We start from the raw sequence: 23,709 nt of genomic DNA, 5'->3' as shown, positions 1-23,709 counted from the left end.
AAGGATCCGCAGGCAAGTTGCTGAAAACTCCATGGTGCATTCGTTGGCATAGCCGCTAACGGCAGAAGCCCACTAAGCTGGACAAAGCTCGGCAATTCAGGCCGACACCGAAACCTGATGAAAGAAGTGAGCACCCAGTTATGGCACAAGCCGCAGCAATGGCCCACATTGCAGACCTGGCCGAATACGTAGCGACCTCCCCGTCGAGCTTCCACGCGGCAGCCAGCGCCGCCAAACGATTGGATGCCGCGGGCTTCACCGCATTGGACGAATCGGCCGCGTGGAAGCTGAGCGCGGGCTCCTACTATGTGGTGCGTGACGGCGCCGTCATCGCCTGGGTCCAGCCCGAAGCCGCCACCGCAACCAGCGGTTTCCACATCCTCGGTGCGCACACCGATTCACCCGGTTTTAAGCTCAAGCCCAAACCAACCACCGGCTCCAATGGATGGTGGCAGGCAGGGGTTGAGGTCTACGGCGGTCCGCTGCTGAATTCCTGGCTGGACCGCGAACTGGTGCTCGCCGGACGTCTGGTGCTGCGCGACGGGTCCGTGCACCTGGCTCAGACCGAACCACTGCTGCGCATCCCGCAGCTCGCGATTCACCTGGACCGCCAGGTCAACGACGGCCTGACCTTGGACAAGCAGGCCCACACCAACCCCATCTTCGGCGCCGGGGAGCTGGCAGACGCAGACATTCTAGGTATTCTGGCGGCCGCAGCGGGCGTGGACCCGGCCTTGGTTGCAGGCTATGACGTGCTGACCGCTCCGGCCCAGCGTGGCGAGGTATTCGGCCACGGCAAGGACTTCTTCGCCAGTTCACGACTGGACAACCTCACTAGCGTGCATGCCGGGCTGATTGCGTTGACCGGTTACTCGCGGAACCCATCGGGCAACCACATCGCCATGCTCGCCGCCTTCGACCATGAGGAAATCGGTTCGGCATCGCGTTCCGGTGCCAGCGGACCATTCTTGGAAGAACTGCTGGGCCGGATCCAGGCATCCTTCGGCGCGAGCACTGAAGACACCGCCCGGGCGATGTCGGCCTCGGTCTGCCTCTCCGCGGATGCCGGCCACGCGGTGCACCCGAACTATGCGGAGCGCCATGACCCGGCCAACCGACCGCAGCTCAACGGCGGACCCTTGCTGAAGATCAACGCCAATCAGCGCTACGCCACCGACGCGGTCGGGGCAGCTGCCTTCGCGAATTGGTGCGAGAACGCAGGAGTTCCATACCAAGAGTTCGTCTCGAACAACCGGGTACCGTGCGGTTCGACTATCGGCCCGCTGACCGCCACCCGTTTGGGCATCCGCACCCTGGACGTAGGCGTCGCGCTGCTATCGATGCATTCGGCCCGCGAGATGTGCGGCGTGGATGATCCTTGGTACCTCTCGAAGGTCTCCCGCGAGTTCTTCGGAGCCTAGGGAAAATGATCTCAGCTCCAAATGAACTCAAGATCTTGCTTTGATTCCGAGTTCATTTGGAGTTTGAGTTGGTCGTTGCCGCTGAGTTCGCTGGCAACTTCGAGCCTCGAGGTACCGCGGCGCTTGATGGCATAATCGCCTTCATGACGATCTTCGCTCAGGACCTGTTGGTGTTCCAGCAGACCAAAAACATCTCGAAGAATGACTTCGCCATCAGGGACGGCGCTGGCGTGCAGGTTGCCCACGTTGAAACGGGTGGCAGCGCGCTGGGCCGGATGTTTGCCGGGGCCCGGCAGCTTACGGTTTTTGACGGTCCAGACAATCCGGTCATACAGGTGAAAGACACCATGACCTTAGGCCGCGACCGCTTGGAAATCCTAGATGGCCCGGGCAATCCGCTGGCTAGTCTGGTCAAGCGAATCACCTTCTTCAAAACTCGAATCACCATCGATTTTCAGGGTGAGGAGCTGGAAATGTCCGGTGATATTTGGGGATTCGATTTCCAAGTCACCGGAGCGGCGGGTGTGCTAGCCAGCGTTGCGCGCGAATGGTCGGGTGTGGGCAATGCCCTGCTCGGTAAATCCACCTATGCCTTGCGGCTTGCCCCAAGCCTCACAATTGGGCAGCGTCAGGCCGTCATCGGGTCGATCTTGGCCCTCGACCTCATTCGGGAGAAGCAAAAACGTAGTAGCTGAGCAGAATCCCGCACCTTAGCTCCCGGGCACGCGCATCGGCGAGGCAGGGAAGCCTGATATCGAGCCAGCAGTGCCCCGGAGCGGCAGGTGCATGGAGATACGGATTCTCTGGCTTCTTGCAGCTCCGGCGCAGGGGATTGGTACCTGCCGATGGCCTGCGAGTCATCGGATAGTTACTATCCGTTAACCCGGCGGTGGTCGGATAGAACTCTATGAGCTCCCCTCCTGCTGCCCCCAAGAACTTCCGGCCCGAGATCCAGGCGCTGCGTGCCCTCGCGGTCCTTTTGGTGGTTGCCTACCACCTGGAGCCTGGACTGCTGCCCGGCGGTTATATTGGCGTGGACATCTTTTTCGTGATCTCCGGCTTCCTGATCACCTCGCACCTATTGCGGGAGGCGCAGCGTACCGGGACGGTGAACCTGGCCTCCTTCTTCGCCGGGCGTGCCCGCAGGATCTTGCCAGCCGCAATGCTCGTCATATTGGTGGTCGTTGCGGCGGCCCTGGCCATCTTCCCCAAAACCCAGTGGGGGACACTGACCGTGCAGGGCCTCGCCTCGGCCTTCTCGGTGCAGAACTGGGTGCTGGCCGCGGATTCCGTGGACTATCTTGCGTCCGAGCAGGCACCCGGACCCCTGCAGCACTTTTGGTCCCTAGGGGTTGAGGAGCAGTTCTACCTGTTCTGGCCACTGCTGGTGCTGGCGGCCTGCCTGCTGGTCAAACACAACCTCCCCGGCCCGCGAGCCGATCGCTTTGCCTCCCGCCGCCGGATGCTGTGGATCGCCTTTACGGTTATCGCACTGCTTTCCTTGGGCTATTCGATCTTCACCGGATATTCCGGGGACGCCGCGGGCTACTTCGTGACAACTACGCGCATCTGGGAACTAGCGGCCGGAGGGCTGCTCGCCCTTGCAGCGGATGGGCATGCCAATGGCGCCTTCACGCTTCCGCGCTGGGTCAGCTCCTGGTCGGTGCGCAATGCGGTGGTGCTGCTCGCGCTCGCCGCAATTCTCGGTGCGGCCTTCAGCTATGACGCGCAGACCGTATTCCCCGGAATCGCTGCCGCCGTTCCGGTGCTTGGCTGTGCGGCAATCATTGCCGCAGGCACCACCTCGGGTCCCGGTTCGCTGCACGCGCTGGTGAATTTTGCCCCGGTGCAATGGATCGGGTTGGCCTCATACTCTTTGTATCTCTGGCATTGGCCGTTGATAGTTTTCGCCACCCATCTCACCGGGCATGATCCGACCCCGGTGGAATCATTGGCGCTCATGGCAGGATCCCTGGCGCTGGCCTGGGCCAGCCTGCGTTTCGTCGAAACCCCGGCACGCCATTGGCAGCCAGTGGCGGCCTCCGCGAAGCGCTCGCTGCTCGCAGGGGCCACCATGATCGCGGTGGTTGCGTCCGTGGCGCTGATTCCGGGCGTAGCGCAGCGCGAATCGATCGAGCGCGAGCAGCAACAAGTCGCGGCGCTGCTGCAGAACCCGCCGGCCGGCTTCGGCGCCGCCTCCGTATCCGCTGGCGCCCCGGCCTACCTGGCAGATCAGCCCCAGATCATTCCGGTGCCGGCAACGGCCGAAGATGATCAGCCGGATCTAGGCGAATGCGTGCAAGACCCGCAATCCACCCAGATCAAGGAATGCGAATTCGGCAGCAAGGACGCCACCCTTACGGTGGCCCTAGTAGGTGACTCCCACGCGGCCCACTGGTTCGAGGCGCTCGCCGGCCACGCCAAGGAGCGCGGCTGGAAGATCGTGACCTATTTGAAGAACTCCTGCCCGTTCAGCGCCGAAAGTCGCACCGCCGAACGCGAGGGAGGGATCAACTGCGCCGAAGCCAATGAGCAGACACTGATGAAACTCAGTGAACGCGAGGACCTCAACGCGGTCGTTGCGGCCAACTGGGGCGGCGCGAGCTTCGTCGGGGACGCGGCTCAGGGATACGCCGAGCAGTGGGGCAAGCTAGAAAACGCAGGACGCCAGGTGTACGCGGTGGTTGATACGCCGCGGCCGCCGCAGGATTCCTATGCACGCGACTGCGTGGAGGAACACTCCTCCAACCCCGAGCAGTGCTCCTTCGACAAGGAGTCCGCCTTCGAAGAGGGGGATGCCACGCGGCAGGCCGCGAAGCTTGAGCCGCGGGTTCAGGTGCTGGATTTCAGCGATCAGTTCTGCATCGACCAGCGCTGCCCGGCGGTCATCGGAAATGTGCTGGTCTACCGGGATAAGCATCATGTCTCGGACACCTATATGCGCACACTGGCGCCGGTTTTCGGTCAGCGTCTGGAAGCTGCAATGGACGGCGAGCAAAAATGAGTTCATGATCTAGGACACCAAGGGTTCTGCCCCGACCGACATCTCGGGTAGGATTGAAAGGTCTGTGCTACTGCACGCCCGAAACTTGGGTGCCGCGGAGCACGGATAACGCAAGAACCTCCTGTTGCGGAAATGCCGCGACCGTTTAGCCCAAAGGAGGTGGGTTCACATGCGTGCTTATGAACTTATGGTCCTCATCGATCCAGAGGTCGATGACCGCACCGTAGAACCAACCATCGAGAAGTACCTCGAGGTTGTTCGCGCTGCTGGTGGATCGATCGAGAAGGTCGATATCTGGGGACGTCGCAAGATGTCTTACGAGATCCAGAAGAAGGCAGAAGCCATCTACATCGTGGTGAACTACACCGCGGATCCAGCTACTTCGTTCGAGCTTGAGCGTCAGCTCAAGATCAACGAGCAGATCCTGCGCCACAAGGTCACCCGTCCGGAAGAGGCCCGCGTTTAATTACGCTGGCAACATCTTCCGTTGTACGACAAACGTTCATTCTGAGTAAGGAGAGTCAATGGCAGGCGAGACTGTTATTACCGTCATCGGAAATCTGACCGCCGATCCGGAGCTGCGATTCACGCCATCCGGTTCAGCCGTAGCGAACTTTACGATCGCTTCGACTCCTCGCACCTTCGATCGCCAGTCCAATGAATGGAAGGACGGGGAAGCCCTGTTCTTGCGTGCATCGGTGTGGCGTGAGGCTGCAGAAAACGTAGCCGAGACGTTCACCAAGGGCATGCGAGTCATCGCCCAGGGTCGTCTGCGCTCGCGTTCGTACGACACCAAGGAAGGCGAACGTCGCACCGTCATGGAGCTCGAGGTCGATGAAATCGGCCCGTCGCTCCGCTTTGCCTCTGCCAAGGTAACCCGCACCCAGCGCTCCGGCGGTGGCCAGGGCGGCTTTGGCAACAACGGTGGCGGTGGAGGTTTCTCCAACGCGCCGCAGCAAAATGCCCCACAGCAGCCGCAGCAGCAGCCGCAGCAGGGCGGTGGATGGAATGCTCCATCCAACGACCCGTGGAGCACCGGAGGCAACTCCGGCGGTAACAACGGCGGCGGCGGTGGCTGGGGCAACCCAGGCAACGACGAGCCACCTTTCTAACAATTATTTATTCACCATCCCGCAGATCTCTCTGCGGGCTCCAAACCTAAGGAGCTCCACGATGGCTAAGGCTGAAATCCGTAAGCCCAAACCAAAGTCCAATCCCTTGAAGGCCGCTGACATCACCGTCATCGACTACAAGGACGTAGCGTTGCTGCGCAAGTTCATCTCTGATCGCGGAAAGATCCGCGCTCGTCGCGTGACCGGCGTATCGGTTCAGGAACAGCGCAAGATCGCACAGGCAATCAAGAACGCACGTGAAGTAGCCCTGCTGCCTTACTCCGGCGCTGGCCGAGGCTAAGGAAGAGGGATAGCAAAATGGCAAAGATCATTCTGACTCACGAAGTATCCGGTCTGGGTGCTGCGGGCGACATTGTTGAGGTAAAGAACGGCTACGCCCGTAACTACCTCCTTCCACGCGGGTTCGCACTCGTGTGGACCAAGGGCGGTGAGAAGCAGGTTGAGTCCATCAAGGCTGCTCGTGCCGCTCGTGCCGTTGCAAACCTTGAGGAAGCTCAGGCAATTGCGGCGAAGCTGAAGTCCCAGCCGGTGAAGATCACCGTCAAGGCTGGCGCTAACGGCCGCCTGTTCGGCACCGTTAAGACCGCTGACATCGCTGACGCAGTTGAGGCTGCCGGTCTGGGTAAGATCGACAAGCGCAACGTTGAGGTCAACGACCACATCAAGTCGACTGGCAACTACAGCGCAACCGTTCGCATTCACGCGGATGTTGTTGCAAACCTGAAGCTTCAGGTTGTAGCTGCTGCCAAGAAGTAAGTCTGCCTAGACTCACCTCTTCTCAATGGGTGGTGCATTCTCCGCAAGGGGAGTGCACCGCCCATTGGCGTTTAGCGGGTCTTCCGGGAACGGCTTAGCGCGCGTGAGAAGTCGATGAGGATTCCAAGTGCGATAAAGCCCAACGCTGGGAGCCAGGTTTTGGCTATCGTTCCGAGCCCGTTGAGCCCATCGGGGTCTTGGGCGCGATCGATCAGCTGAAATGCTGGCCACAGTATTCCCAAGGCCACTCCGATCATCATGAACATTTGATGCCCCTTTGCCGCGCCCTTTTTGGGGAAGCTGCCGGCGTAGTCATTTGGCGTGCCGAAGTTGTCCGTTGCCTCTTCGTAGTTATTGCACTCTGAGCTCACTTCGCGCAGAATATCGCGAATGGTGTCGGCGTTCAGGTTGCGCAGTGAAAGGCTGAAGCGCAGCTCTTCGAGGTAAGTGTCAATATCTTGCATAAGGCGCTCCTAGCCAATCTGGCGTAGCCAGAGTCGAATTTCTTGCAGGGTCTGTTGGCCCTGCTCGGTGATGGTGAAGTTCTTGCGCGCCGGTCCGCGGTCGGCGATTTCCCACTCGGCTGCGATATCTCCGGCCTCTTCCATGCCGCGTAGCAGGGGGTACAAGGTGCCGCTCTTGATCCCGGTGATGCCGTGCTCATCGAATTTTGAAAGCATTGAATAACCGTGGCTTGGCCCCTGGAGCAATTGGCTCAAGATCACGACGGGCAGCATGGACCGTCTGATTTGATGAACTACCTTATTCTCGTCCATCCCTTAAGTATGATTCTTACATAGCTAGGTTTTCATCCTGCTTTCGGATGATATTTCCCGATTTTCCCTAGTCGTTCGCGCTTAACTACATTCCATGCCATGGCGAAACCCTGTGTTGGCCCATAATTCACCAAATTGACCGGAACTAATGTCGTCATAATCATTGGGGAACGCTGCTGCCGCCCATAGCCTCGAATGTGAGAGTGGCTATGGTTGACCTAAATAAAGAGAAGCGGTGGAACACATGGGCTTTGCGTATGCCGATCCAGATGTATTAACTGATTCCCAGCGCGACGCGGTTGCCGAGCATCGGCGTACCGTGCAGGAAGAATCCCGCAAGCTGTCACTACGCGAAATGCGCGAAGATGCGCAAATGAGCCAGGTGGAACTGGCCGCATCGCTGAAGCTCAGCGTTGATCGCGTGGCCCGCATGGAAACCGGAGATATCGATCGCGTGCAGTTCGCAACCTTGCGCCGTTACGTCGAAGCGATGGGTGGCAGGCTGCAGGCAAGGGTTGTCGGCGAAACCATTCACGTGGACCTGAACTAGGCCAAGGGGCCGCCGCAGGCTAGACCGGTCGGCGCAAATTGGACGCACCTCGTCGCTAATATCCCCACCTATCGCGGATAAGGCCTGGTAGAGGTCTAACTGCAGGCGAATAACGGCTAAAGTATTCCGGTGAGATGCAGGTTATAGACCTGCATCACAAGGAAGTTTAGAAGGGGTTATTTTGCACGAGCGTATTCACCACCGAGCCTTTGTTGACCGTTTGATGAGTGCCGAACAGGCGGCAACTTTTATCAAACCCGGCATGACTGTGGCCATGAGTGGCTTCACCGGTGCGGGATACCCCAAGGCGGTACCCGGCGCGCTCGCGGCGCAGATGGAACGCCAGCATGGCGAGGGCAAGGACTTCAAGATCAACGTGCTCACCGGCGCGTCGACCGCCCCCGAGCTCGACGGAGTGCTGGCCAAGGCCGAGGGCATGAATTTGCGCCTGCCGTACATGTCCGATCCGGAACTGCGCCGCCGCATCAACGACGGCAACATGGAGTACATGGACATTCACCTGTCCCACGTCGCCCAGCACGCCTGGTTCGGCTTCTACGGCAAGATCGATGTGGCTATCGTCGAGGTCGTCGGGGTGACCGCAGAAGGCGACCTGATCCCTTCCAGCTCGGTGGGCAATAACAAGACCTGGCTGGAAATGGCAGACCGGATCATCATCGAGGTCAACACTCAGCAGTCCGCCTCCTTGGACGGCATGCACGATATCTACTACGGCACCGCGCTGCCACCGCACCGCAAACCCATCAACCTGACCACGGTGCGCGACCGCATCGGCCAGAAATACCTGGACATCGACGTCACCAAGGTGGTCGCGGTCGTCGAAACCGACGCGCCCGACCGCTTGAGCCCCTTTGCCCCGGTGGACGAGACCAGCACGCAGATTGCCGATCACCTGCTGGACTTCCTGGATTACGAGATCCGCGCCGGACGGCTCACCGAGAAGCTGCTGCCACTGCAGTCGGGCGTGGGAAACATTGCCAACGCGGTGCTCGCAGGCCTGGCCCGCGGCGGCTACAAGGGCTTGACCGCCTACACCGAGGTCATCCAGGACGGGATGCTGGAGCTGATCAAGGACGGCACCATCGAGTTCGCCTCCGCCACCAGCTTCTCACTGTCGGCGGCGGGCATCGACGAGTTCAACAAGCACGTGGCCCACTACCGCGATCGCATCTTGCTGCGCGCCCAGGAAATCTCCAACCACCCGGAGATCATTCGCCGGCTGGGCTGCATCGCGCTGAACGGCATGATCGAGGCGGACATCTACGGCAACGTGAACTCCACCAACGTGCTCGGCTCGCATGTGATGAACGGGATCGGCGGCTCGGGCGACTTTGCGCGCAATGGCTACCTGTCGGTGTTCATGTCTCCGTCGGTGGCCAAGGGCGGCAAGATCTCGGGCATCGTGCCCATGGCCAGCCACGTGGACCACACCGAGCACGACACCATGATCCTGATTACCGAACAGGGCCTGGCCGACCTGCGCGGGCTGTCGCCGAAGCAGCGCGCCCAGCTGATTATCGACAAGTGCGCGCACCCGGCGTACCGCCCAATGCTCCAGGACTACTTCGACCGGGCCCGGAGCGAAAGCTACGGCAAGCACACCCCGCACCTGCTGGGCGAGGCCTTGAGCTGGCACCAGCGCTACTACGAAACCGGGGATATGCGCCTGGCCCAGTAGTCCGCCGCATACCGTGCAAGGAGCCCGCGAAAACCCTTGGGTTCTCGCGGGCTCGCGCGCGTTCACTGCCCCGAGTTCATCCCGGAGCAGACCAGGTCCGCGGCCAGGCGCAGCTCCATGGCGGACCGCTGCCCGCCGGTTGCCGCGCCCGGCAACGGCAGAGTCCTCAAATAGCCGGCCCAGAGCCGGCTGGCGGCCTGCAGAAATCGCTGATCCACCGCGGAACTCACGCTCAGGCTCAGCAGCTGCTCGATTGACTGCTCCAAATCATGCAGATAGCTTGCCAAGGCTGCCGCCACCTCCGCGTGGGTATGCTGTTCGCGCCACAGCACCACCCGGAGCATGGTGGAGCGCGCCTGCTCCGCGCAGTAGCGTTCGGCGATCATCACGAGGCCCGAGGCAGGATCGCCGGGAACTGCCAGCGCGCCGGAATCGATCTCCGTGCCCTGGAGGCGTTCCTCCAGCAAGGCCGTGAGCAGGGCGAACTTCGCCGGGAAATAGTAGAACAGGAGCCCTTTGGGTACGCCGGCATCCCTGGCGATATGCGAGGTAGGGGTCCCATCGAAGCCTTGCGCCGCGAACAGCTGTTCGGCTGCATTCAGGATGCGGGTGCGTGCGGAGGCTCCGGTTTCGTCGTTGGCACGAGGAGAGTGCTTGCCGCCGTGGGTCGGGGTGCGCAGGGGCATTGGGGAGATCCTTCCGCGATTGAGCTGCGGGCAAGAATGACGCGTGCGACTCAGCGGGCTCTGCCCGTTGTCCCGCACGCGTCCGGTTGCGTGTTGCAGATGGTTGTCAGTGCGCTGCCCGCGTGCCGCCGTGGGCTTCGTGGCGCATGTGCATCGCCGGTGCTATTGCCCAGAGAGAAGCAACCAGGCCGACGGCGCCACAGATCCACGAGACCCAAGAAGCAGTGGCATAGCCGCTTGCATAGGATCCGAGCCAAGGGGAGACGACCAAGAGCGCGCTGACCGCGGCCAGCACCCACTCCAAGCTGACCAGCCGTGGCATGGCGACACTCCATATGCCGACTACGACCATCAGGGCGCCAAGGCCCACCATCAGGTTCATGGACATCGTGGTGCCCGCGACCCATGTTGTCGACAGCGCGGCGTATGCGCCAGCCACCACGACAACCCAATCTTGCCACCGAGTCCACTTCTTCATTGAAAATCACCTTCCTAGAGGTCGGAGTGCTCCCTTTGGGAGTCAATTTCCAATTTATGTTTGATTGACCGCCCGGTCAATAGTTTATCCGGGGTACCGGACTGCGGCTGGGGAGCCGATTCGCGCCGCGCATGCCGCCGGGCAAGCAGCCCTCTGATGGTCGTATTTCCGGTAGCCAACGACGACTTTTTGCCGGTTCACCGGCGCTAGTGATGCAGGCTCGGGCGATAGATGAGCTCTTGCGTCCGGCCATCGAGCAGTCGGGACTCTACGAGTTCCAGGTCGAAGTCCTCGGCCCCCTCGAAGATCGGTGATTGCCCGGTCAGTCCGGTGAGCACCGGGAAGATGGTGACTTGGATATAGTCGACGAGGCCGGCTGCCAACAGCGAACGATTCATGGACAGCGAACCGTGAGAGCGCAGCGGCACCAGCGACTCGGCTTTCAGCCGCGGAACTACGGCAAGGGCATCACCGCGCTCAATGGCCGCGTCGGGCCAGTCCAGCGGGCCGACGAGGGAGTTGGAAATGACGGTGGCAGGCTGCTTGTGCATGGCCTCGCCCCAAGGGTCATCCACATCCGTATATTTCTCCGCCTCGGCCCAGAACTGGGCAAAGAGCCGATAGGTGTTTGCGCCGAAGACCATCCGGCAGGGTGGCGAGTAGTGCTCGAGCCGCCGAGCGAGCAGCTCCGGGCCCTGTTTGCCCCAGTAGCCGCCCCAATTTCCGGTGGCGCTGCCGAAGCCGTCGAGGCTGGAGAAGATGTCGAAGGTATATGTCGCTGCCATGGGAACTCCCCGTGAAATCGGCGCTAAGTGCACCTCACCTTACGCCTCGCAGGTGCGCGGGGGAACCCAAAGCAGGCATCAAGTCAGGCGTTCTCTGAATGCGCTGCAAGGCTTCGATTGCGCAGCACGTTCTTTTGCACCTTGCCGGTAGAGGTGCGCGGCAGATCCTGCGGGAACACGATGGTGCGTGGCACTTTAAATCCAGCTAGCCGTTCGCGGGCAAAATTGATCAGGGTCGCCTCGTCCAGGCTCGAACCTGTGGTGCGAATGACATAGGCGACCGGACGCTCGCCCCATTTGTCGTCGGGGACGCCCACCACCGCAAGATCCAGCACCTGCGGGTGCGCGGCGAGAGCCTGTTCGACCTCAATGGTGGAGATGTTCTCTCCACCTGAAATGATGATGTCCTTGGCCCGGTCACGGACCTGGAGGTAGCCGTCCGGGTGCATCACTCCCAGATCGCCGGTATGGAAGTAACCGCCGAAAAAGGCCTGCTCGGTGGCTGCCTCATCGCGGTAGTAGCCAATCATCACGTTGTTGCCGCGCAAGACGATCTCACCCATGGTTTGCCCATCGGCGGGAACGTCCACCATATTCTCGTCGACGATGCGTGCGCTTTCGGCGGTCAGCATGCCCACGCCTTGGCGGGAGAGCATTGCGGCTCGCGTGTCCGCATCCAGTTGATCCCAGTCATCCTGGTATTCACAGATGGTGTAGGGGCCATAGACCTCGGTGAGCCCATATACATGGACCACCTCGATGCCCAGCTTCTGCAGCTTCGTGATGATTGCCGGGGACGGCGGGGCGCCGGCGGTGGTGATACGCAGCGGATCGCACAGGGCGTGGGCGCGCGGTGAGTCGGCAATGATCGAGCAGACCGTGGGGGCTCCGCACAGATGTGTGGCGCAAAGATTCTCAATGGCGTCCCACACCGCATCCTCGCGCACGCCGCGCAAGCACAGGTGCGTGCCACCCGCGGCGGTGACCGCCCAAGGGGTGCACCAGCCGTTGCAGTGGAACATCGGCAGGGTCCACAGGTAACGGGTCTTTGCGGTGAAGCCTTGGTGATGGGCCTCGCTCAGCGAGTTCAGGTAGCTGCCGCGGTGCGAGTACAGCACGCCCTTGGGTTTGCCGGTGGTGCCCGAGGTGTAGTTCAACGTGATCGGGGCGCGCTCATCTGCCACCTCGTAGCTCAGGCGTTCCTCGCCGGCCGCGTCCAGCAGCTCGCAGAGCACCGCGTCCACGGCGACGGTCGGGCGCGTACCGGCGTATTGGTCATCGGTGATCTCGATCAACGCTTCCAAGCTCGGAATCTCGGAACGCAGGGTCGAAGTATTTGCCAACAATTCGGTATCGGCGAACAGCAGCTTCGACTCGGAATGATCCATAATATAGCGCAGCTCGGGCGCCGACAGGCGGGTGTTCAGTGCGATCAGCACGCCCCCGGCCAGCGGAACCGCGTAGTGGGCCATGAGCATCTCGGGAGTATTCGGCGCAAGTACCGCGACGCGGTCCCCGGGCGCGATCCGCGCCTTGACGACCTGGGCGAAGCGTTGCACGCGCCGCTCGAATTCGGCGTAGCTGTACCTGCGGGTCCCGTGGATCACCGCGGTCTTCGACGGGTATACCTCGGCCGAACGCTGCAGGAATCGCAGGGGTGTGAGTTCCGAGTGGTTAGCCTGAGTCATGACCATGTGTGCGATATCCTTCGATTCGTATCCGTGGTTTCCTTCAGCCTGCGCCTGTGAGCTGAAGCACTTGCGACCTTCATGGTGGCATGGACCTCGGGTTCAATCCAAGAACCGCAGTATCAATTCGTTCAGTGGCCGAAATTCAGCGCCGGGTGGCAGTTCGGTCGATGAGCGTCTCCGGGGAGATGCCGAGAATCCTGTCGTCACCCTCTTGCGGGGTGCCGCGACCGTCGGTGTTATTCGTCAGCACCCAGAGCTCGCCGGTCTCGCTGACCTTCACGTCCCGCAGGCGCCCATGGTCACCTACGAGGAACTCGGTGGAATCGTGAGGCGTGCTCAGCTCCACGGTTCGCAGGCGCTCCCCGCGCAGGTTGGCGATGTAGAGGACCCCGTCGTAAATGGTGATGCCGCTGGGGCTCGCGGACTGCGTGCTCCATTGCTGGATCGGGTCGCGGTATTCGGGATCTTCCGCAATGCCTTCGTGCGCCGGCCAGCCGTAGTTGGCTCCGGGCTCAATAATGTTCAATTCATCCCAGCGGTTCTGCCCAAACTCGCTGGCATACATGGTTCCGTCGGGAGCCCAAGCGATACCTTGTGGATTGCGATGGCCGAAACTGAATACCGGCGAACCGGGGAAGGGGTTGTCGCCGGGGACCTCGCCCTGAATGGTCAGCCGCAGGATCTTTCCGCCTAAACTTTCCAGATCTTGAGCCGAGGATTCATTTCCAGCGTCTCCCACGGTCGCGTAGAGCATCGAATCCGGTCCGATGGCTAGACGCCCCCCGTTGTGAATTCCTGCCGATGGCAATTCGGACAGGATCGTCCGCGGATGACTCAGCGCGAGCGCACCGCTGTCGCCGGAAAGTTCGAATCGCTGGATGCGGTTGCCGTCTTCTGCGGTGGAGTAGGCGAAAAGGTAGGGCTGTTGAAAGGCCAGCCCAAGCAGTCCGCCTTCGCCACCATGAACTACGTCGTCCAAGCGGATGATTTGCCGGGCATTGCCCGCTGAATCTATTTCCACGATCCGCCCCGAATCGCGTTCTGAAACGATCAGCGTATTTTCGGCGAAGACCATGGACCAGGGGGCGGCTAGCTCGGCTGCGATCCTTCGCGGTTCGGGCGACTTGGTATCGACTGCCCTGCTGCTTGACGTGGCGCCGGGGGAACGCGGTGCTTCGGCGGCGCATCCGGTGAGCATCGCGGCGCAGGCGAGAATTCCAAGGAAAACCGTGATCTTCGGATTACCAGCTATTCGAGGCCGCATGGTTTCAGGCTAGCAAGATCCGTTCGCTATGCAAGAGGCTGGGCGCTTCGTATCGCACCGAAGGGGAGCGGTATCAGCGGGCCGCGCAGCCGCATCCGAACCCTCCTGTGATTGAATAAATTTCCGATGGACCCTCGAATACTTGTGGCTCATCGAATTTTGGGTTGAATATTTCGATTTGCGAAGCAATTTGTTTGACGCGCGGGAGCTTAGGCCAATATCGTTTTAATCAGAATCATGAGCGTCAGCTAAAGGCCCTGGCTAGCTGGCCGGCAACCCTCTATACGGTAGCGGGGTGCTCCAGGTGAAGATTCGGTGTCGCGCAACACCGCACGATACAAGTACCGCACATCGAGGCGTTAAACCTTCGACGGCGGGTAAGAGCAAGTCAAAGCTGCTTTAGCCTGCCGCCGACCGTCGCCGTACCGGTGGGCATGAAGCAAAGGAAGTCAAGGCATGTCTTTGAATCAAGAACTTGACGCACTGACGCTGCGCAAGGTTTTCGCCCAGCACCCATCGGGAATTGCCACTCTGTGCGCCGAAGTCAACGGGGAAAAGACGGGAATCGTCGCCTCCTCATTCACCGTAGGGGTTTCCTTGGAACCGGCGTTGGTGATGTTTGCCGTGCAGAAAACCTCGAACACTTGGCCGAAGCTGCGGGACGCAAATCGAATCGGCGTTTCGGTGCTCAGCGAGCGCAATGAAGGGGTCTGCAGGCAGATCGCTTCCAAGAGCGGAGATCGATTCCGCGGTGTGGACACCCACACCAGCGACGACGGCTCGTTGTTCATCCATGACTCAACGCTGTGGCTCGACACGACGATCTACAGTGAGGTTGAGGCCGGAGACCATTGGGTCATCCTGTTGCAGGTCCATGGCCATAAGGTCGCCGAGCATTCACCGTCGATTTTCCATGATTCACGATTTCACTCGTTACCAGTCCCGGAACTCGTCTAAATAGTTGTCTTCGCTTCGCGCCACCTGTCATTTTCGCTGACAAGTGGCGCGCAGTCGTTTAACTGGCCCGGCGAGCTTGGACCGCGCGGGCGCGTTAAGTTCATATGACCGCAGAGGGGTGCTCTGCATCGAATTGTGGATTACTCGCCTCGAAGTTACGTTTCAGTAGCTTTTTGGAGCGGTGACTACCGCGTTCTTCACGAAGATTCTTTCCACAAAACTATCCACACCTCTGTGGATGGTACGTTGATAAGTCGATGAAGCGGGTTGAAAACACCGGAATCCCGCGAGATATGCTGTGGATAACGTCATTTGCGAAGGTTGACTCTACAAAGAAATTAACTTTCTATCCACAGGTGTGCAAACAACAAACTCCAAGTCAGATAGTCATTAGCGCAACTTAAGTGGGGTAATCCACAAGCTTCTCCCCAAGTCGCACACAGGGTCATCCACAGCTAGAGGGGGATTATCCACAGATCTTGTGGATAACAGAGTTTGCGGCTATGGATAAGAGACCTACTGTTGGCTTTGGGACTGATATATCCACAGGTACCGCCGACACGATAACGTCGGTTGGCGGTGACATGCTTGAGTGTTGCCATCATGGCACAAGGGTATTTCCCAGAGGGTCAATAGGGGATGGAAGTGTCAGTTATGAGCGCGGAGCCGGTCTACGAGAGTCAGGGTTCGGAAGCGGGTCGCACCCCGCCGCAGGATATTCCTGCCGAAATGTCGGTTCTTGGCGGCATGATGCTGTCGAAGGATGCGATCGCCGACGTGGTCGAGGCGCTGCGCGGAACAGATTTCTATCGCCCGGCCCATGAATCCATTTTTGACGCAATCATCGATCTCTACGGACGAGGCGAACCAGCCGATGCCGTGACGGTCTCCGATCTGCTCACCAAGCGCAGCGAGATCGCCCGCGTGGGTGGCGCCGCCTATCTGCACAACCTCATCCAGCAGGTGCCCACCGCCGCGAACGCCGGCTACTACGCCGAAATCGTGCGCGAACGCGCCGTATTGCGCCGACTGGTCGATGCCGGGACCCGGATCGTCCAGATGGGCTATTCGCCCGATGGTGAGGTTGACGCGATCGTCAACGAGGCGCAGGCCGAGGTGTACAAGGTCGCCGAGAACCGCAACAGCGAAGACTACGTGCGCCTGAGCGACATCATCGAGGGAACCGTCGATGAGATCGAGAATGCGGCGAACGCCGGCGACGGAATTACCGGCGTGCCAACCGGGTTCTACGAATTCGACGAACTGACCCAGGGGTTGAAGGGTGGTCAGATGATCATCATCGCCGCCCGCCCCGCAGTGGGTAAGTCGACCTTCGCCCTGGACTTCGCCCGTTCCGCGGCAATTAAGAACAATATGGCCACCGTCTTCTTCTCGCTGGAAATGGGCCGCAACGAAATTGCGATGCGCCTGCTCTCGGCAGAAGCATCCATCCAGCTGCAGGATCTGCGCAAGGGTTCGGTGGAAGACGCACAATGGACGAAGATTGCGACCACGATGGGTCGCTTGAACGAAGCTCCGCTGTTCATCGACGATTCGCCGAATATGTCCATGATGGAAATCCGCGCCAAGTGCCGACGGCTGAAGCAGCGCAACGAGCTGCGCATGATCATCCTCGACTACCTGCAGCTGATGAGCTCGGGCAAGCGCGTGGAATCGCGCCAGCAGGAAGTGTCCGAGTTCTCGCGTAACCTCAAGCTGCTGGCCAAGGAACTCGACGTTCCGCTGGTTGCCCTCTCGCAGCTGAACCGTGGTTCCGAGCAGCGCACCGACAAGAAACCAATGATCTCGGACCTTCGTGAATCGGGATCGATCGAGCAGGACGCCGATATGGTAATCCTGCTGCACCGTGACGATGTCTACGACAAGGAAAACCGTCCGGGTGAAGCCGACGTGATCATCGCAAAGCACCGTGCCGGCCCCACCAAGACCATCACCGTGGCGTTCCAGGGCCACTATTCGCGCTTCAGCAACATGCAGAACGACGGCTAGCCTGCCGAGGCAGGCCTACGGCACAGGGCAGGGTCCAGAAATCCGCAAGATTTCTTGGCCCTGCCCCTTGGTTCAGCTGCGTTCTCCGTGCATGGCTTCGTGCCGATGATAGTGCTGAAAGCGCCGTCCATTCGCGCCGCGCGTGGGGCTGGCTGCCTAGAAAAGGCCAAGGACACCGCTGGAGAGTATCCCGGTAGCTCCCACCATCAGCGCTAGGCAGAGCGCGGTGATCTTGACCAGTCGGCGACGCGTATCTTCGTTAAGCATGGGTTCAGCTTACAAAGCCATGCGGTGCATCCACTAACCATCGGTGCCGAATCGGCGTCCGAGAAGTTCAATGAAAGAATGGCCGCATGCCATCACCACGTGACTCTGCGGTAGATTCCGCAACGGTTGAGTCGATCTATGCCGCCAAATATTTGGCGACCACCCTGGGCATGTTCGTCCTGGTCTTCTTGGTGGGTTTCGAAGCGTTGGCGGTTTCCACGATCATGCCGCTGGTCAGTGAGCTGCTCGATGGACAGAAGTACTTCGCGCTGGCCTTTGCCGCACCGATTGCCAGCGCGATGCTTGGCATGGTTGCTGCGGGAGAGGTTTCGGACCGAAGAGGCCCGAAGATTCCGCTGTACGCTTCCGTGGCTATTTTTGCCGGCGGCCTGCTTATCTGCGGCACCGCGGCGGATATGCAGGTGCTGATCCTCGGAAGAATTTTGCAAGGCATCGGTGGCGGCGCCGTGACCGTGGCAATCTTTGTGCTGATCGCTCGGGCATATCCGGCAAAATTGCACAGCAAAATTTTCGCACTTTTCGCCGCCGCCGGGGTGATCCCGGCGTTGCTCGGACCGTGGATTGCGGGCCTGATCGCCACATACCTCGGTTGGCGTTGGGTATTCCTTGGGGTGCTGATCTTCATCGCCTTCGCGATCGTGGCGGTCATCCCGACCCTGCATCGCATGGATTCTGCACGCGATGCAACCCTCGGTCCGGTCTCCATCAAGCGGCTACTGCTCGCGGGGTTCACCGGGGCTTCGGTGATCGCCATGAACCTGCTTGGGCTCATGGACAATGGGTGGCCCTCCGTCGTCGCCCTGCTGTCAGCGTTGGCGCTCGCCCTGTTGGCGATCCGGCCGCTGCTGCCCGTAGGGACCTTCAGCGCCCGGCGTGGAATGCCAGCCACGGTGCTGACCCGATCGCTGGTGGCTGGAGCATTTTTCGGCACAGAGGTCTACCTGCCGTATTTGCTGCGCGAAGACTATTTTCTGCCTCCGGACCGCGCGGGTCTGGTGCTCACCGCCTCCGCATTGTCCTGGGCCCTGGGCTCGTGGCTGCAGGGGAAAGCCGGTGAACGTTTAAGCAATTCCGCATGCATCGGAATCGGCGCCCTGGCCGGGGCGTTCGCCATCTCCACCGCGCTTTATGCCGCGTTGTTCCACCCGTCGGTGGCCATCATCGTGGTTGGTTGGGCGATAGGCGGATTTGGAATGGGAATGATCTTCCCACGCCAAAACGTGAATATGCTGGCCCTCTCCGGCAAGCAGGAACAAGGGTTCAACTCCTCGGCGATGACCATGGCGGATGCGCTGGGCAACGCGGGAGTGACCGCGCTTGGCGGGGTCATCTTCGCCACGGTGGCAGTGGGGCTGGGCTTCGCCGCGGTCTTTGCCTTCTCGTTGTTCCTGATCATCGTACTGCTGGTCGTTACGCCGCGGATCGAATCCCCGGCGGCGGCTGGCCCTAAGTAGCCCAGGCGTATGGAAACTGAGCTCCCAGCCATCGGCGCACCGGCCACCAGGGCGCTGCTAAGCGCTGGTATCACGAGCCTCGAACAAGCGGGCGAAACCGGCGAGAAAGCGCTGCTTCGGTTGCATGGCGTCGGACCAAAAGCGCTGCGCATCCTCCGTGAAGCCCTGGACAAGCAGGGTCTTGAGCTGCGCAGCTAGGCGCGTGGCAGGACTTTCAGGTGCTCTGGGGTCGTCGCGACGAGGTGTGGCTGGTATTCGGCGTGCTTAGCGACATAGGCCTTGACGTACGGGCAAACTGCCACGATCTTGGCTCCACCGGCGATGGTGTTGTCCAACGCGAATTTCACCAGCACACTGGCCAGTCCTTGTCCGCCGTATTCTTCGTCCACGGTCGTGTGGAAAAAGATCCGCTCGGTGCCAGCGGAACCGGTGAATTCTCGAAAGTGGGTTGCGCCAATGACCTTTCCATCATCGTCCAGTGCATATCGCCGACGTTCGGGCAGGAAAACAGGGGTGATTTCGCTCATTTGGTGGCCGCTTTCTAGGAGGGGTTAACTCGTGTACGTAGTCGGACGGTAGGTAGCGCCGGCGCCGGCAATGGCGCGGGAGTGTTTTCCGGAAATGGGCCAAAGCGGTCCTCCGAGCTGTCTCCTGGTTCGGCGCCGATTTCCGCTTGGTACTGCGCGCGGAATGCGAGGACTTCTTCATGGCTGCGTCCCACGAAGTTCCACCACATGAGGATCTCCTCTTTCAGCGGCTCTCCGCCGATCAGCAAAGCGCGGACCGGCTGCTCGCCGGCAGTGATGCGCAGCGTGGTGCATCCGGCCCGGACGAAGCCCAGTTCGCGGTGCTCAAGTGGTTTGCCGTTGACCGTCGGACGGCCCTGATCAACGAGTACACCGTGTTCGTGATGTGCGGGGACCACGATTTCGACCTCGGTATGCGGGTCGAGGTGCAGTTCGGCCCCGCTGAGTTCGGTATGCGTCTTCACCGGGGAGGTGAGGCTCTGCTCGCCAATCGCGAGAGTGCCGAGGAAAACGTTGAGCATCCATCCTTGGCCGTATATCGGTTCGGGACGGTAATTTTCGAAGGTTGGTTCCATATTGCGCACCCGGTCAGGCAGGGCGGTCCATAGCTGGGCTCCGTGCAAGATCGTGGTTTCTTCGCAGAGCATTTCGGAATGTGTGATTCCGTATCCAGCGGTCATGAGGTTCAATTCACCGGGGCGCACTTTGGCCTTATGCCCGGCCGAGTCGATGTGTTCGATTTCGCCGGAGAAGAGCCAGGAGACGGTCTGCAGTCCGGTGTGCGGATGCCGTGGAACGTTCATCCCGCCGGTGAGCGCTACGTCGTCCGGTCCGTAGTGGTCGAGGAAGCACCACGCGCCGATCAGGCTGCGCTGTTTCTGCGGAAGAGTCCGGGAGACCGTCATGGCTCGCGGGCCACCGAGGGGGACTGGGCGGGGCTCCAGCGCCTGAACCTCTGAGCGTGCATCGAGGTTGCTGCAGTCGATTTCCGCCGGTGCCTGTTCAAGGTTGCTCATAACCTAAGACTAGGCAGGATGCCTGATTCGTGCCACCCATAGGGCGATGGTTCCCGCCCAGCTGGCCACGGCCACCCAAATCACTATCTGCCCCAGCGTAAAGAGAGCCGAGAAATCCGGTATTGATCCCAGGGAAAGGCATGCGGTGGCGAGCATGCCCAGCGGGAAGACAATCGCCCAAAGGCCCGTTTCATAGCTCAGCGGGTGGCGGTGGATGATGTGCCGCCAGATTCCGAAGACCAGCAGCAGGGGGATGAACCATAACCCTATGGCGAGCAACGCCAAGGTGGTAAAGGCGATATTTGCTTGCAGCCAGTTCGGAATCTCACCGCGGTTTGCCAAGCCGAGTAGTTGCGAACCGGTCAATACGCTGATCGCGGTGGACCCCATGAAGATCCAATACGTCGGTGAAAGCGTCTCGGCGCGGTTCGGATAGCGGATCATGCGCACCGTCACGAGGGTAGCGGTCAGCAGATAGAGCGCGCAGCCTAGCAACCAGATAGCTAAGGCAAGCATGGCGGCCCAGGCGCCGAAGCTCGTATGATGCGCTAATCCGCCGGCAACGGATTGGGTGGCCACCACCCAGAGGAACCACGACCCATTTGCGTGGGTCAGTGCCGGTTCCGGACGTTCATGCAGCACCAGCCCGGCGGGAATCGCGTAGGTGGTGATCAGCCAAATGAGCGTCCCGAATATCAGCGCGGTCAGTGCGGCGCCCGGGAGCTTCAAAACCGCCAGTGCGAGGGCTAGGACATTCGAGGCCGCGACCACGGTGAAGAACCCAAAACCAACGGCCGGGTTCAGCGCATCAATTTGCACCGCCGTCGGATAGCGCACGACGCGCAGGACCAGCACCGTGAGTAGTCCGAGGAACATGATACCGGCCAGGATGCAGAAAGCCTGGCCGAGGGCGGAGAACCCGGAAAGCAGCAGACCCATGCCTACGATGCCGGTGGCCATCACGCTGGAGAATACCGACGGGGCAAGGGTGGCTACCCATCGGGTGAATCGTGAGCGGCTAGCACGCAGTTCTGGGTTCACCTAGGTCTCCTTGAAGTCTTCTTTGCCGAGATGTTGAGGCTAACGCCTGTGGCGCTCTGCCGCCAAGCCCCGTCTCAGGATGCTGGCGTACGATCTTAGTGTCGGTACCGGCATGAACCCCAAGGAGAACAAAACATCGTGGACAGCTCCAATCTTCGTCGTGATGATCTGCTCAAGCTTGAGCGGCAGTTGTGTTTTGGACTGGCTGTCGCCTCACGATCGGTGATTTCAGCTTATAAGCCGGTGCTCGACCCATTGGGGCTGACCCACCCGCAATACCTGGTGATGCTGGCCCTGTGGGAATCTGCTCCAATCGGTGCGCGGGAGCTCAGCGAAAAGCTGCATCTGGATCCCGGGACGCTCTCCCCGCTGGTCAAGCGCCTTGAAAAAGCCGGATTGCTCGAGCGCAGAAAGAATCCGCGCGATGAACGCGCGATCTTGATTGAGACTACCCAGAAGGGTGAAATGCTGCGTGAGCAGGCGTTGGATATTCCCCATGAGATGCTGAGTCGGCTGAACTTAAGCGAGCAAAAAGTCGTTGAATTGTGCAAGATTCTGGGCGATGTGGTGGACGCGGGAATCGCGGCGCCCGCCGAGTGATTAAGGATATAGTTGGTGCACCAACTATTGGAGTAGGCTTAAGTCACGGACGCAATTGGCTCCGGCGCCCTGACAAATTGAGGTTTCCCCATGGACGAGTCACCACTGCCCATCATCAGCGACACCACCGGCTTGAGTCTTGGATATCGTGCCCGATGGCGCCTGAAGTATTTGGGGTTGAGTATTTTCGGCCCGGCCGAACGCTCGATCATGACCAGCCCACGCGAACGCATTAAATGGGACCGCGCCATGATGGTGCTGCGCGCCCACGAGGCCGCCGGAACTCAGGCCGATGAGCTAACCGTATATACCGCTAGCCGCATGGAATCCCGTCGCCCCAAATAGCCGGCTTTAGATTCCCCGCCGAGAGCACGGTAAAATCCGAGTATGCAGGAAATGAATGAACTTGTCTTGTCCCGGCAATTCGCCGCTCCTCGTGCTGCGGTCTGGGCCGCATTCGTCGAACCGGAGATTATTACGCAGTGGTGGGGACCGCATGGCTGGACGGTGCAGGAGGGCTCGGTAATTCTCGAGCCGAAGGTCGGGGGACGCCATGAGCTGACCATGGCACAAAGCGATAACCCGGAAGCTCAGGTGCCGCTCAAGGCAGTGGTCACGATCTTTGACGAACAGGTATGCCTGGCCAGCGCCGATGGTCCGCATGAGATGACGCTGGATCTGGTCATTCACACCAAGCTGGACTTCAAGGAATTTGCCGGCCAGACCTATGTGACCTTGACGCAGGGCCCATTGCCACATGAAGTCATCGAGAGCAGCCAAAAGGCCTGGAATTCCGCGTTTGCAAAGCTTGAATCGTTCTTGGCCGAGTACTTCTAAATTGGCTTCGACACCAGATAGCTGCGCGCGGACTTGATCCGTGCGGTTTTCGCTGCTCCGGTAAAGCGCAGCACATGGCTAAAAGCCGCGGAGATATCCTGACCGTTGGTGATATTTCCATCGGTGCTTCCTTCGCGACCGTGAGTGAGCACGCTTTTGAATTCGAGTGATTTCGTATCTCCTGAAATCATTACCCAGCTACAGAGCGCCTCGATCCCGTGCAGCGTTTCAAAGCCAACTATTTCCCATTCAATGTCCTCGGTGAGCCACAGCCTGAGATGATCCAGATCTCGCCCGTGCAGCGCCACGATCACTTCCTGAATCACCAGATGCCGTGGGGCATTACCGCAATTCTCCGGATAGCTCACTTGCATTGCTGACGGTTCGGCGCTCATCTTCTCACTTGCCTGAATTTGGACTCTAAACGGTTCGTCCCACTATAGCCACCAGCTGAACTCCGCGCGCAAAGCGAACTAACCGCGGCCAATATAGGGCATCCCTGCAGCGGTAATGGTGAGCTGATTGACCGAGACGGTGAGTGGGCTGTTAGCCAGGAAGGCTACGGCTTGCGCTGCCTGTTGCAGGTCGAATGTTGGCTCAACCTTGCGCGAGCCGTCGGCTTGCAAGGCTCCTTGCGAGGTGCCGAGTTCGTCCATGATGTCGCTAGCAGTGTTGCCGATGTCGATCTGTGAAGCGCAGATGCCAAACGGGCGGCCATCGAGTTCAATGGACTTAG

27 protein-coding genes, 1 pseudogene and 1 riboswitch are annotated in these 23,709 nt (G+C 60.2%); of the genes and pseudogenes, 16 read left to right on the top strand and 12 right to left on the bottom strand.

The genetic code is table 11. The features are described from left to right. Positions 1 to 140 precede the first annotated feature (140 nt). From ACT3UQ_RS09480 to rplI, 7 genes are all read left to right on the top strand, one after another. Positions 141 to 1,421, top strand: a complete 1,281-nt coding sequence (locus ACT3UQ_RS09480; RefSeq protein ID WP_444637040.1) for a M18 family aminopeptidase — start codon at positions 141 to 143, stop codon at positions 1,419 to 1,421. Positions 1,422 to 1,564: 143 nt separating this feature from the next. Next, entirely contained in the window at positions 1,565 to 2,116 is a 552-nt protein-coding gene (locus ACT3UQ_RS09475; protein ID WP_146112482.1) for an LURP-one-related/scramblase family protein, read from the top strand. Between the two features lie 212 nt (positions 2,117 to 2,328). Next, positions 2,329 to 4,425 (top strand): acyltransferase family protein, encoded by a 2,097-nt coding sequence (locus tag ACT3UQ_RS09470; RefSeq protein ID WP_105569337.1) that lies wholly within the window; start codon positions 2,329 to 2,331, stop codon positions 4,423 to 4,425. 169 nt (positions 4,426 to 4,594) lie between these two features. Then, positions 4,595 to 4,891 (top strand): 30S ribosomal protein S6, encoded by a 297-nt coding sequence (gene rpsF, locus ACT3UQ_RS09465; RefSeq protein WP_096282853.1) that lies wholly within the window; start codon positions 4,595 to 4,597, stop codon positions 4,889 to 4,891. Between the two features lie 58 nt (positions 4,892 to 4,949). Further along, on the top strand, positions 4,950 to 5,537 hold the full coding sequence (locus ACT3UQ_RS09460) for a single-stranded DNA-binding protein (protein ID WP_105554028.1): 588 nt from the start codon (positions 4,950 to 4,952) through the stop codon (positions 5,535 to 5,537). A 61-nt stretch (positions 5,538 to 5,598) separates the two neighbouring features. After that, on the top strand, positions 5,599 to 5,838 hold the full coding sequence (gene rpsR / locus ACT3UQ_RS09455) for a 30S ribosomal protein S18 (RefSeq protein ID WP_026820365.1): 240 nt from the start codon (positions 5,599 to 5,601) through the stop codon (positions 5,836 to 5,838). A 17-nt stretch (positions 5,839 to 5,855) separates the two neighbouring features. Then, positions 5,856 to 6,314 carry a 50S ribosomal protein L9 gene (gene rplI, locus ACT3UQ_RS09450; RefSeq protein WP_096282849.1) on the top strand — a complete coding sequence of 153 codons (459 nt, stop codon included), beginning with the start codon at positions 5,856 to 5,858 and terminating at the stop codon, positions 6,312 to 6,314. A 71-nt stretch (positions 6,315 to 6,385) separates the two neighbouring features. On the opposite strand, the gene ACT3UQ_RS09445 is transcribed toward rplI, so the two are convergent. Both ACT3UQ_RS09445 and ACT3UQ_RS09440 read right to left on the bottom strand, forming a co-directional pair. After that, positions 6,386 to 6,778, bottom strand: coding sequence for a hypothetical protein (locus tag ACT3UQ_RS09445; protein ID WP_105554027.1), 393 nt, complete (start codon positions 6,776 to 6,778; stop codon positions 6,386 to 6,388). 9 nt (positions 6,779 to 6,787) lie between these two features. After that, on the bottom strand, positions 6,788 to 7,090 hold the full coding sequence (locus ACT3UQ_RS09440; RefSeq protein ID WP_105569339.1) for a PadR family transcriptional regulator: 303 nt from the start codon (positions 7,088 to 7,090) through the stop codon (positions 6,788 to 6,790). A gap of 244 nt (positions 7,091 to 7,334) precedes the next feature. On the opposite strand from ACT3UQ_RS09440, the gene ACT3UQ_RS09435 reads away from it, so the two are divergent. After that, a complete protein-coding gene (locus ACT3UQ_RS09435; RefSeq protein ID WP_105569340.1) occupies positions 7,335 to 7,640 on the top strand; it encodes a helix-turn-helix domain-containing protein in 306 nt (101 codons plus the stop codon). 181 nt (positions 7,641 to 7,821) lie between these two features. Further along, positions 7,822 to 9,339, top strand: coding sequence for an acetyl-CoA hydrolase/transferase family protein (locus tag ACT3UQ_RS09430; protein WP_374955688.1), 1,518 nt, complete (start codon positions 7,822 to 7,824; stop codon positions 9,337 to 9,339). A 62-nt stretch (positions 9,340 to 9,401) separates the two neighbouring features. On the opposite strand, the gene ACT3UQ_RS09425 is transcribed toward ACT3UQ_RS09430, so the two are convergent. From ACT3UQ_RS09425 to ACT3UQ_RS09405, 5 genes are all read right to left on the bottom strand, one after another. After that, positions 9,402 to 10,025 (bottom strand): TetR/AcrR family transcriptional regulator, encoded by a 624-nt coding sequence (locus ACT3UQ_RS09425; protein WP_105554024.1) that lies wholly within the window; start codon positions 10,023 to 10,025, stop codon positions 9,402 to 9,404. Positions 10,026 to 10,131: 106 nt separating this feature from the next. Further along, complete coding sequence (locus tag ACT3UQ_RS09420) at positions 10,132 to 10,503, bottom strand: SPW repeat domain-containing protein (RefSeq protein WP_096282839.1); 372 nt, start codon at positions 10,501 to 10,503, stop codon at positions 10,132 to 10,134. A gap of 206 nt (positions 10,504 to 10,709) precedes the next feature. Continuing rightward, positions 10,710 to 11,288 (bottom strand): dihydrofolate reductase family protein, encoded by a 579-nt coding sequence (locus tag ACT3UQ_RS09415; RefSeq protein WP_096282838.1) that lies wholly within the window; start codon positions 11,286 to 11,288, stop codon positions 10,710 to 10,712. An 83-nt stretch (positions 11,289 to 11,371) separates the two neighbouring features. Then, positions 11,372 to 12,982: an AMP-binding protein gene (locus tag ACT3UQ_RS09410; protein ID WP_105554023.1), complete on the bottom strand. Its 1,611-nt coding sequence runs from the start codon at positions 12,980 to 12,982 to the stop codon at positions 11,372 to 11,374. Positions 12,983 to 13,121: 139 nt separating this feature from the next. Continuing rightward, positions 13,122 to 14,243 carry a PQQ-dependent sugar dehydrogenase gene (locus tag ACT3UQ_RS09405; protein ID WP_105569341.1) on the bottom strand — a complete coding sequence of 374 codons (1,122 nt, stop codon included), beginning with the start codon at positions 14,241 to 14,243 and terminating at the stop codon, positions 13,122 to 13,124. A 233-nt stretch (positions 14,244 to 14,476) separates the two neighbouring features. Next, a riboswitch (SAM riboswitch) is annotated at positions 14,477 to 14,593 on the top strand. Positions 14,594 to 14,699: 106 nt separating this feature from the next. Between ACT3UQ_RS09405 and ACT3UQ_RS09400 the strand changes: the two genes are divergently transcribed. The 4 genes from ACT3UQ_RS09400 (at position 14,700) to ACT3UQ_RS09385 (ending at position 19,150) form a co-directional block, all read left to right on the top strand. After that, positions 14,700 to 15,200, top strand: coding sequence for a flavin reductase family protein (locus ACT3UQ_RS09400; RefSeq protein WP_105554021.1), 501 nt, complete (start codon positions 14,700 to 14,702; stop codon positions 15,198 to 15,200). Between the two features lie 654 nt (positions 15,201 to 15,854). Continuing rightward, positions 15,855 to 17,210, top strand: coding sequence for a replicative DNA helicase (gene dnaB / locus ACT3UQ_RS09395; RefSeq protein WP_096282830.1), 1,356 nt, complete (start codon positions 15,855 to 15,857; stop codon positions 17,208 to 17,210). A 353-nt stretch (positions 17,211 to 17,563) separates the two neighbouring features. After that, positions 17,564 to 18,952, top strand: coding sequence for an MFS transporter (locus ACT3UQ_RS09390; RefSeq protein ID WP_105554020.1), 1,389 nt, complete (start codon positions 17,564 to 17,566; stop codon positions 18,950 to 18,952). A gap of 9 nt (positions 18,953 to 18,961) precedes the next feature. Then, positions 18,962 to 19,150 carry a DNA-binding protein gene (locus ACT3UQ_RS09385; RefSeq protein WP_096282827.1) on the top strand — a complete coding sequence of 63 codons (189 nt, stop codon included), beginning with the start codon at positions 18,962 to 18,964 and terminating at the stop codon, positions 19,148 to 19,150. Here ACT3UQ_RS09385 and ACT3UQ_RS09380 read toward each other — a convergent pair. The 3 genes from ACT3UQ_RS09380 to ACT3UQ_RS09370 are packed head-to-tail and all read right to left on the bottom strand — an operon-like array spanning position 19,147 to position 21,536. Then, positions 19,147 to 19,479, bottom strand: a complete 333-nt coding sequence (locus ACT3UQ_RS09380; RefSeq protein WP_096282825.1) for a GNAT family N-acetyltransferase — start codon at positions 19,477 to 19,479, stop codon at positions 19,147 to 19,149. The genes ACT3UQ_RS09385 and ACT3UQ_RS09380 overlap by 4 nt on opposite strands. Before the next feature lie 14 nt (positions 19,480 to 19,493). Then, on the bottom strand, positions 19,494 to 20,495 hold the full coding sequence (locus tag ACT3UQ_RS09375) for a pirin family protein (RefSeq protein WP_096282823.1): 1,002 nt from the start codon (positions 20,493 to 20,495) through the stop codon (positions 19,494 to 19,496). A gap of 9 nt (positions 20,496 to 20,504) precedes the next feature. Further along, the gene (locus tag ACT3UQ_RS09370; RefSeq protein ID WP_105554019.1) at positions 20,505 to 21,536 is read right to left on the bottom strand and encodes a tellurite resistance/C4-dicarboxylate transporter family protein; all 1,032 of its coding nucleotides are present in this window, start codon (positions 21,534 to 21,536) and stop codon (positions 20,505 to 20,507) included. Between the two features lie 138 nt (positions 21,537 to 21,674). Between ACT3UQ_RS09370 and ACT3UQ_RS09365 the strand changes: the two genes are divergently transcribed. The 3 genes from ACT3UQ_RS09365 (at position 21,675) to ACT3UQ_RS09355 (ending at position 22,973) form a co-directional block, all read left to right on the top strand. After that, entirely contained in the window at positions 21,675 to 22,136 is a 462-nt protein-coding gene (locus ACT3UQ_RS09365; RefSeq protein ID WP_105554018.1) for a MarR family winged helix-turn-helix transcriptional regulator, read from the top strand. 90 nt (positions 22,137 to 22,226) lie between these two features. Beyond that, positions 22,227 to 22,481, top strand: coding sequence for a hypothetical protein (locus tag ACT3UQ_RS09360; RefSeq protein ID WP_096282817.1), 255 nt, complete (start codon positions 22,227 to 22,229; stop codon positions 22,479 to 22,481). Between the two features lie 51 nt (positions 22,482 to 22,532). Next, a complete protein-coding gene (locus ACT3UQ_RS09355) occupies positions 22,533 to 22,973 on the top strand; it encodes an SRPBCC family protein (protein ID WP_444635329.1) in 441 nt (146 codons plus the stop codon). On the opposite strand, the gene ACT3UQ_RS09350 is transcribed toward ACT3UQ_RS09355, so the two are convergent. Both ACT3UQ_RS09350 and ACT3UQ_RS09345 read right to left on the bottom strand, forming a co-directional pair. Next, positions 22,970 to 23,368: a hypothetical protein gene (locus tag ACT3UQ_RS09350; RefSeq protein ID WP_105554016.1), complete on the bottom strand. Its 399-nt coding sequence runs from the start codon at positions 23,366 to 23,368 to the stop codon at positions 22,970 to 22,972. The two genes, ACT3UQ_RS09355 and ACT3UQ_RS09350, sit on opposite strands and share 4 nt — an antisense overlap. Positions 23,369 to 23,446: 78 nt before the next feature. Then, positions 23,447 to 23,709 (bottom strand): annotated as a pseudogene (locus ACT3UQ_RS09345) (short-chain dehydrogenase); the annotation flags it as partial.

It is taken from the genome of Glutamicibacter sp. AOP12-B1-11, assembly GCF_052379245.1.
In the GTDB taxonomy this organism is placed as follows: domain Bacteria; phylum Actinomycetota; class Actinomycetes; order Actinomycetales; family Micrococcaceae; genus Glutamicibacter.
The sequence above is the reverse complement of the archived record's forward strand: the minus strand, read 5'-3'. Positions and strand labels throughout refer to the sequence as shown.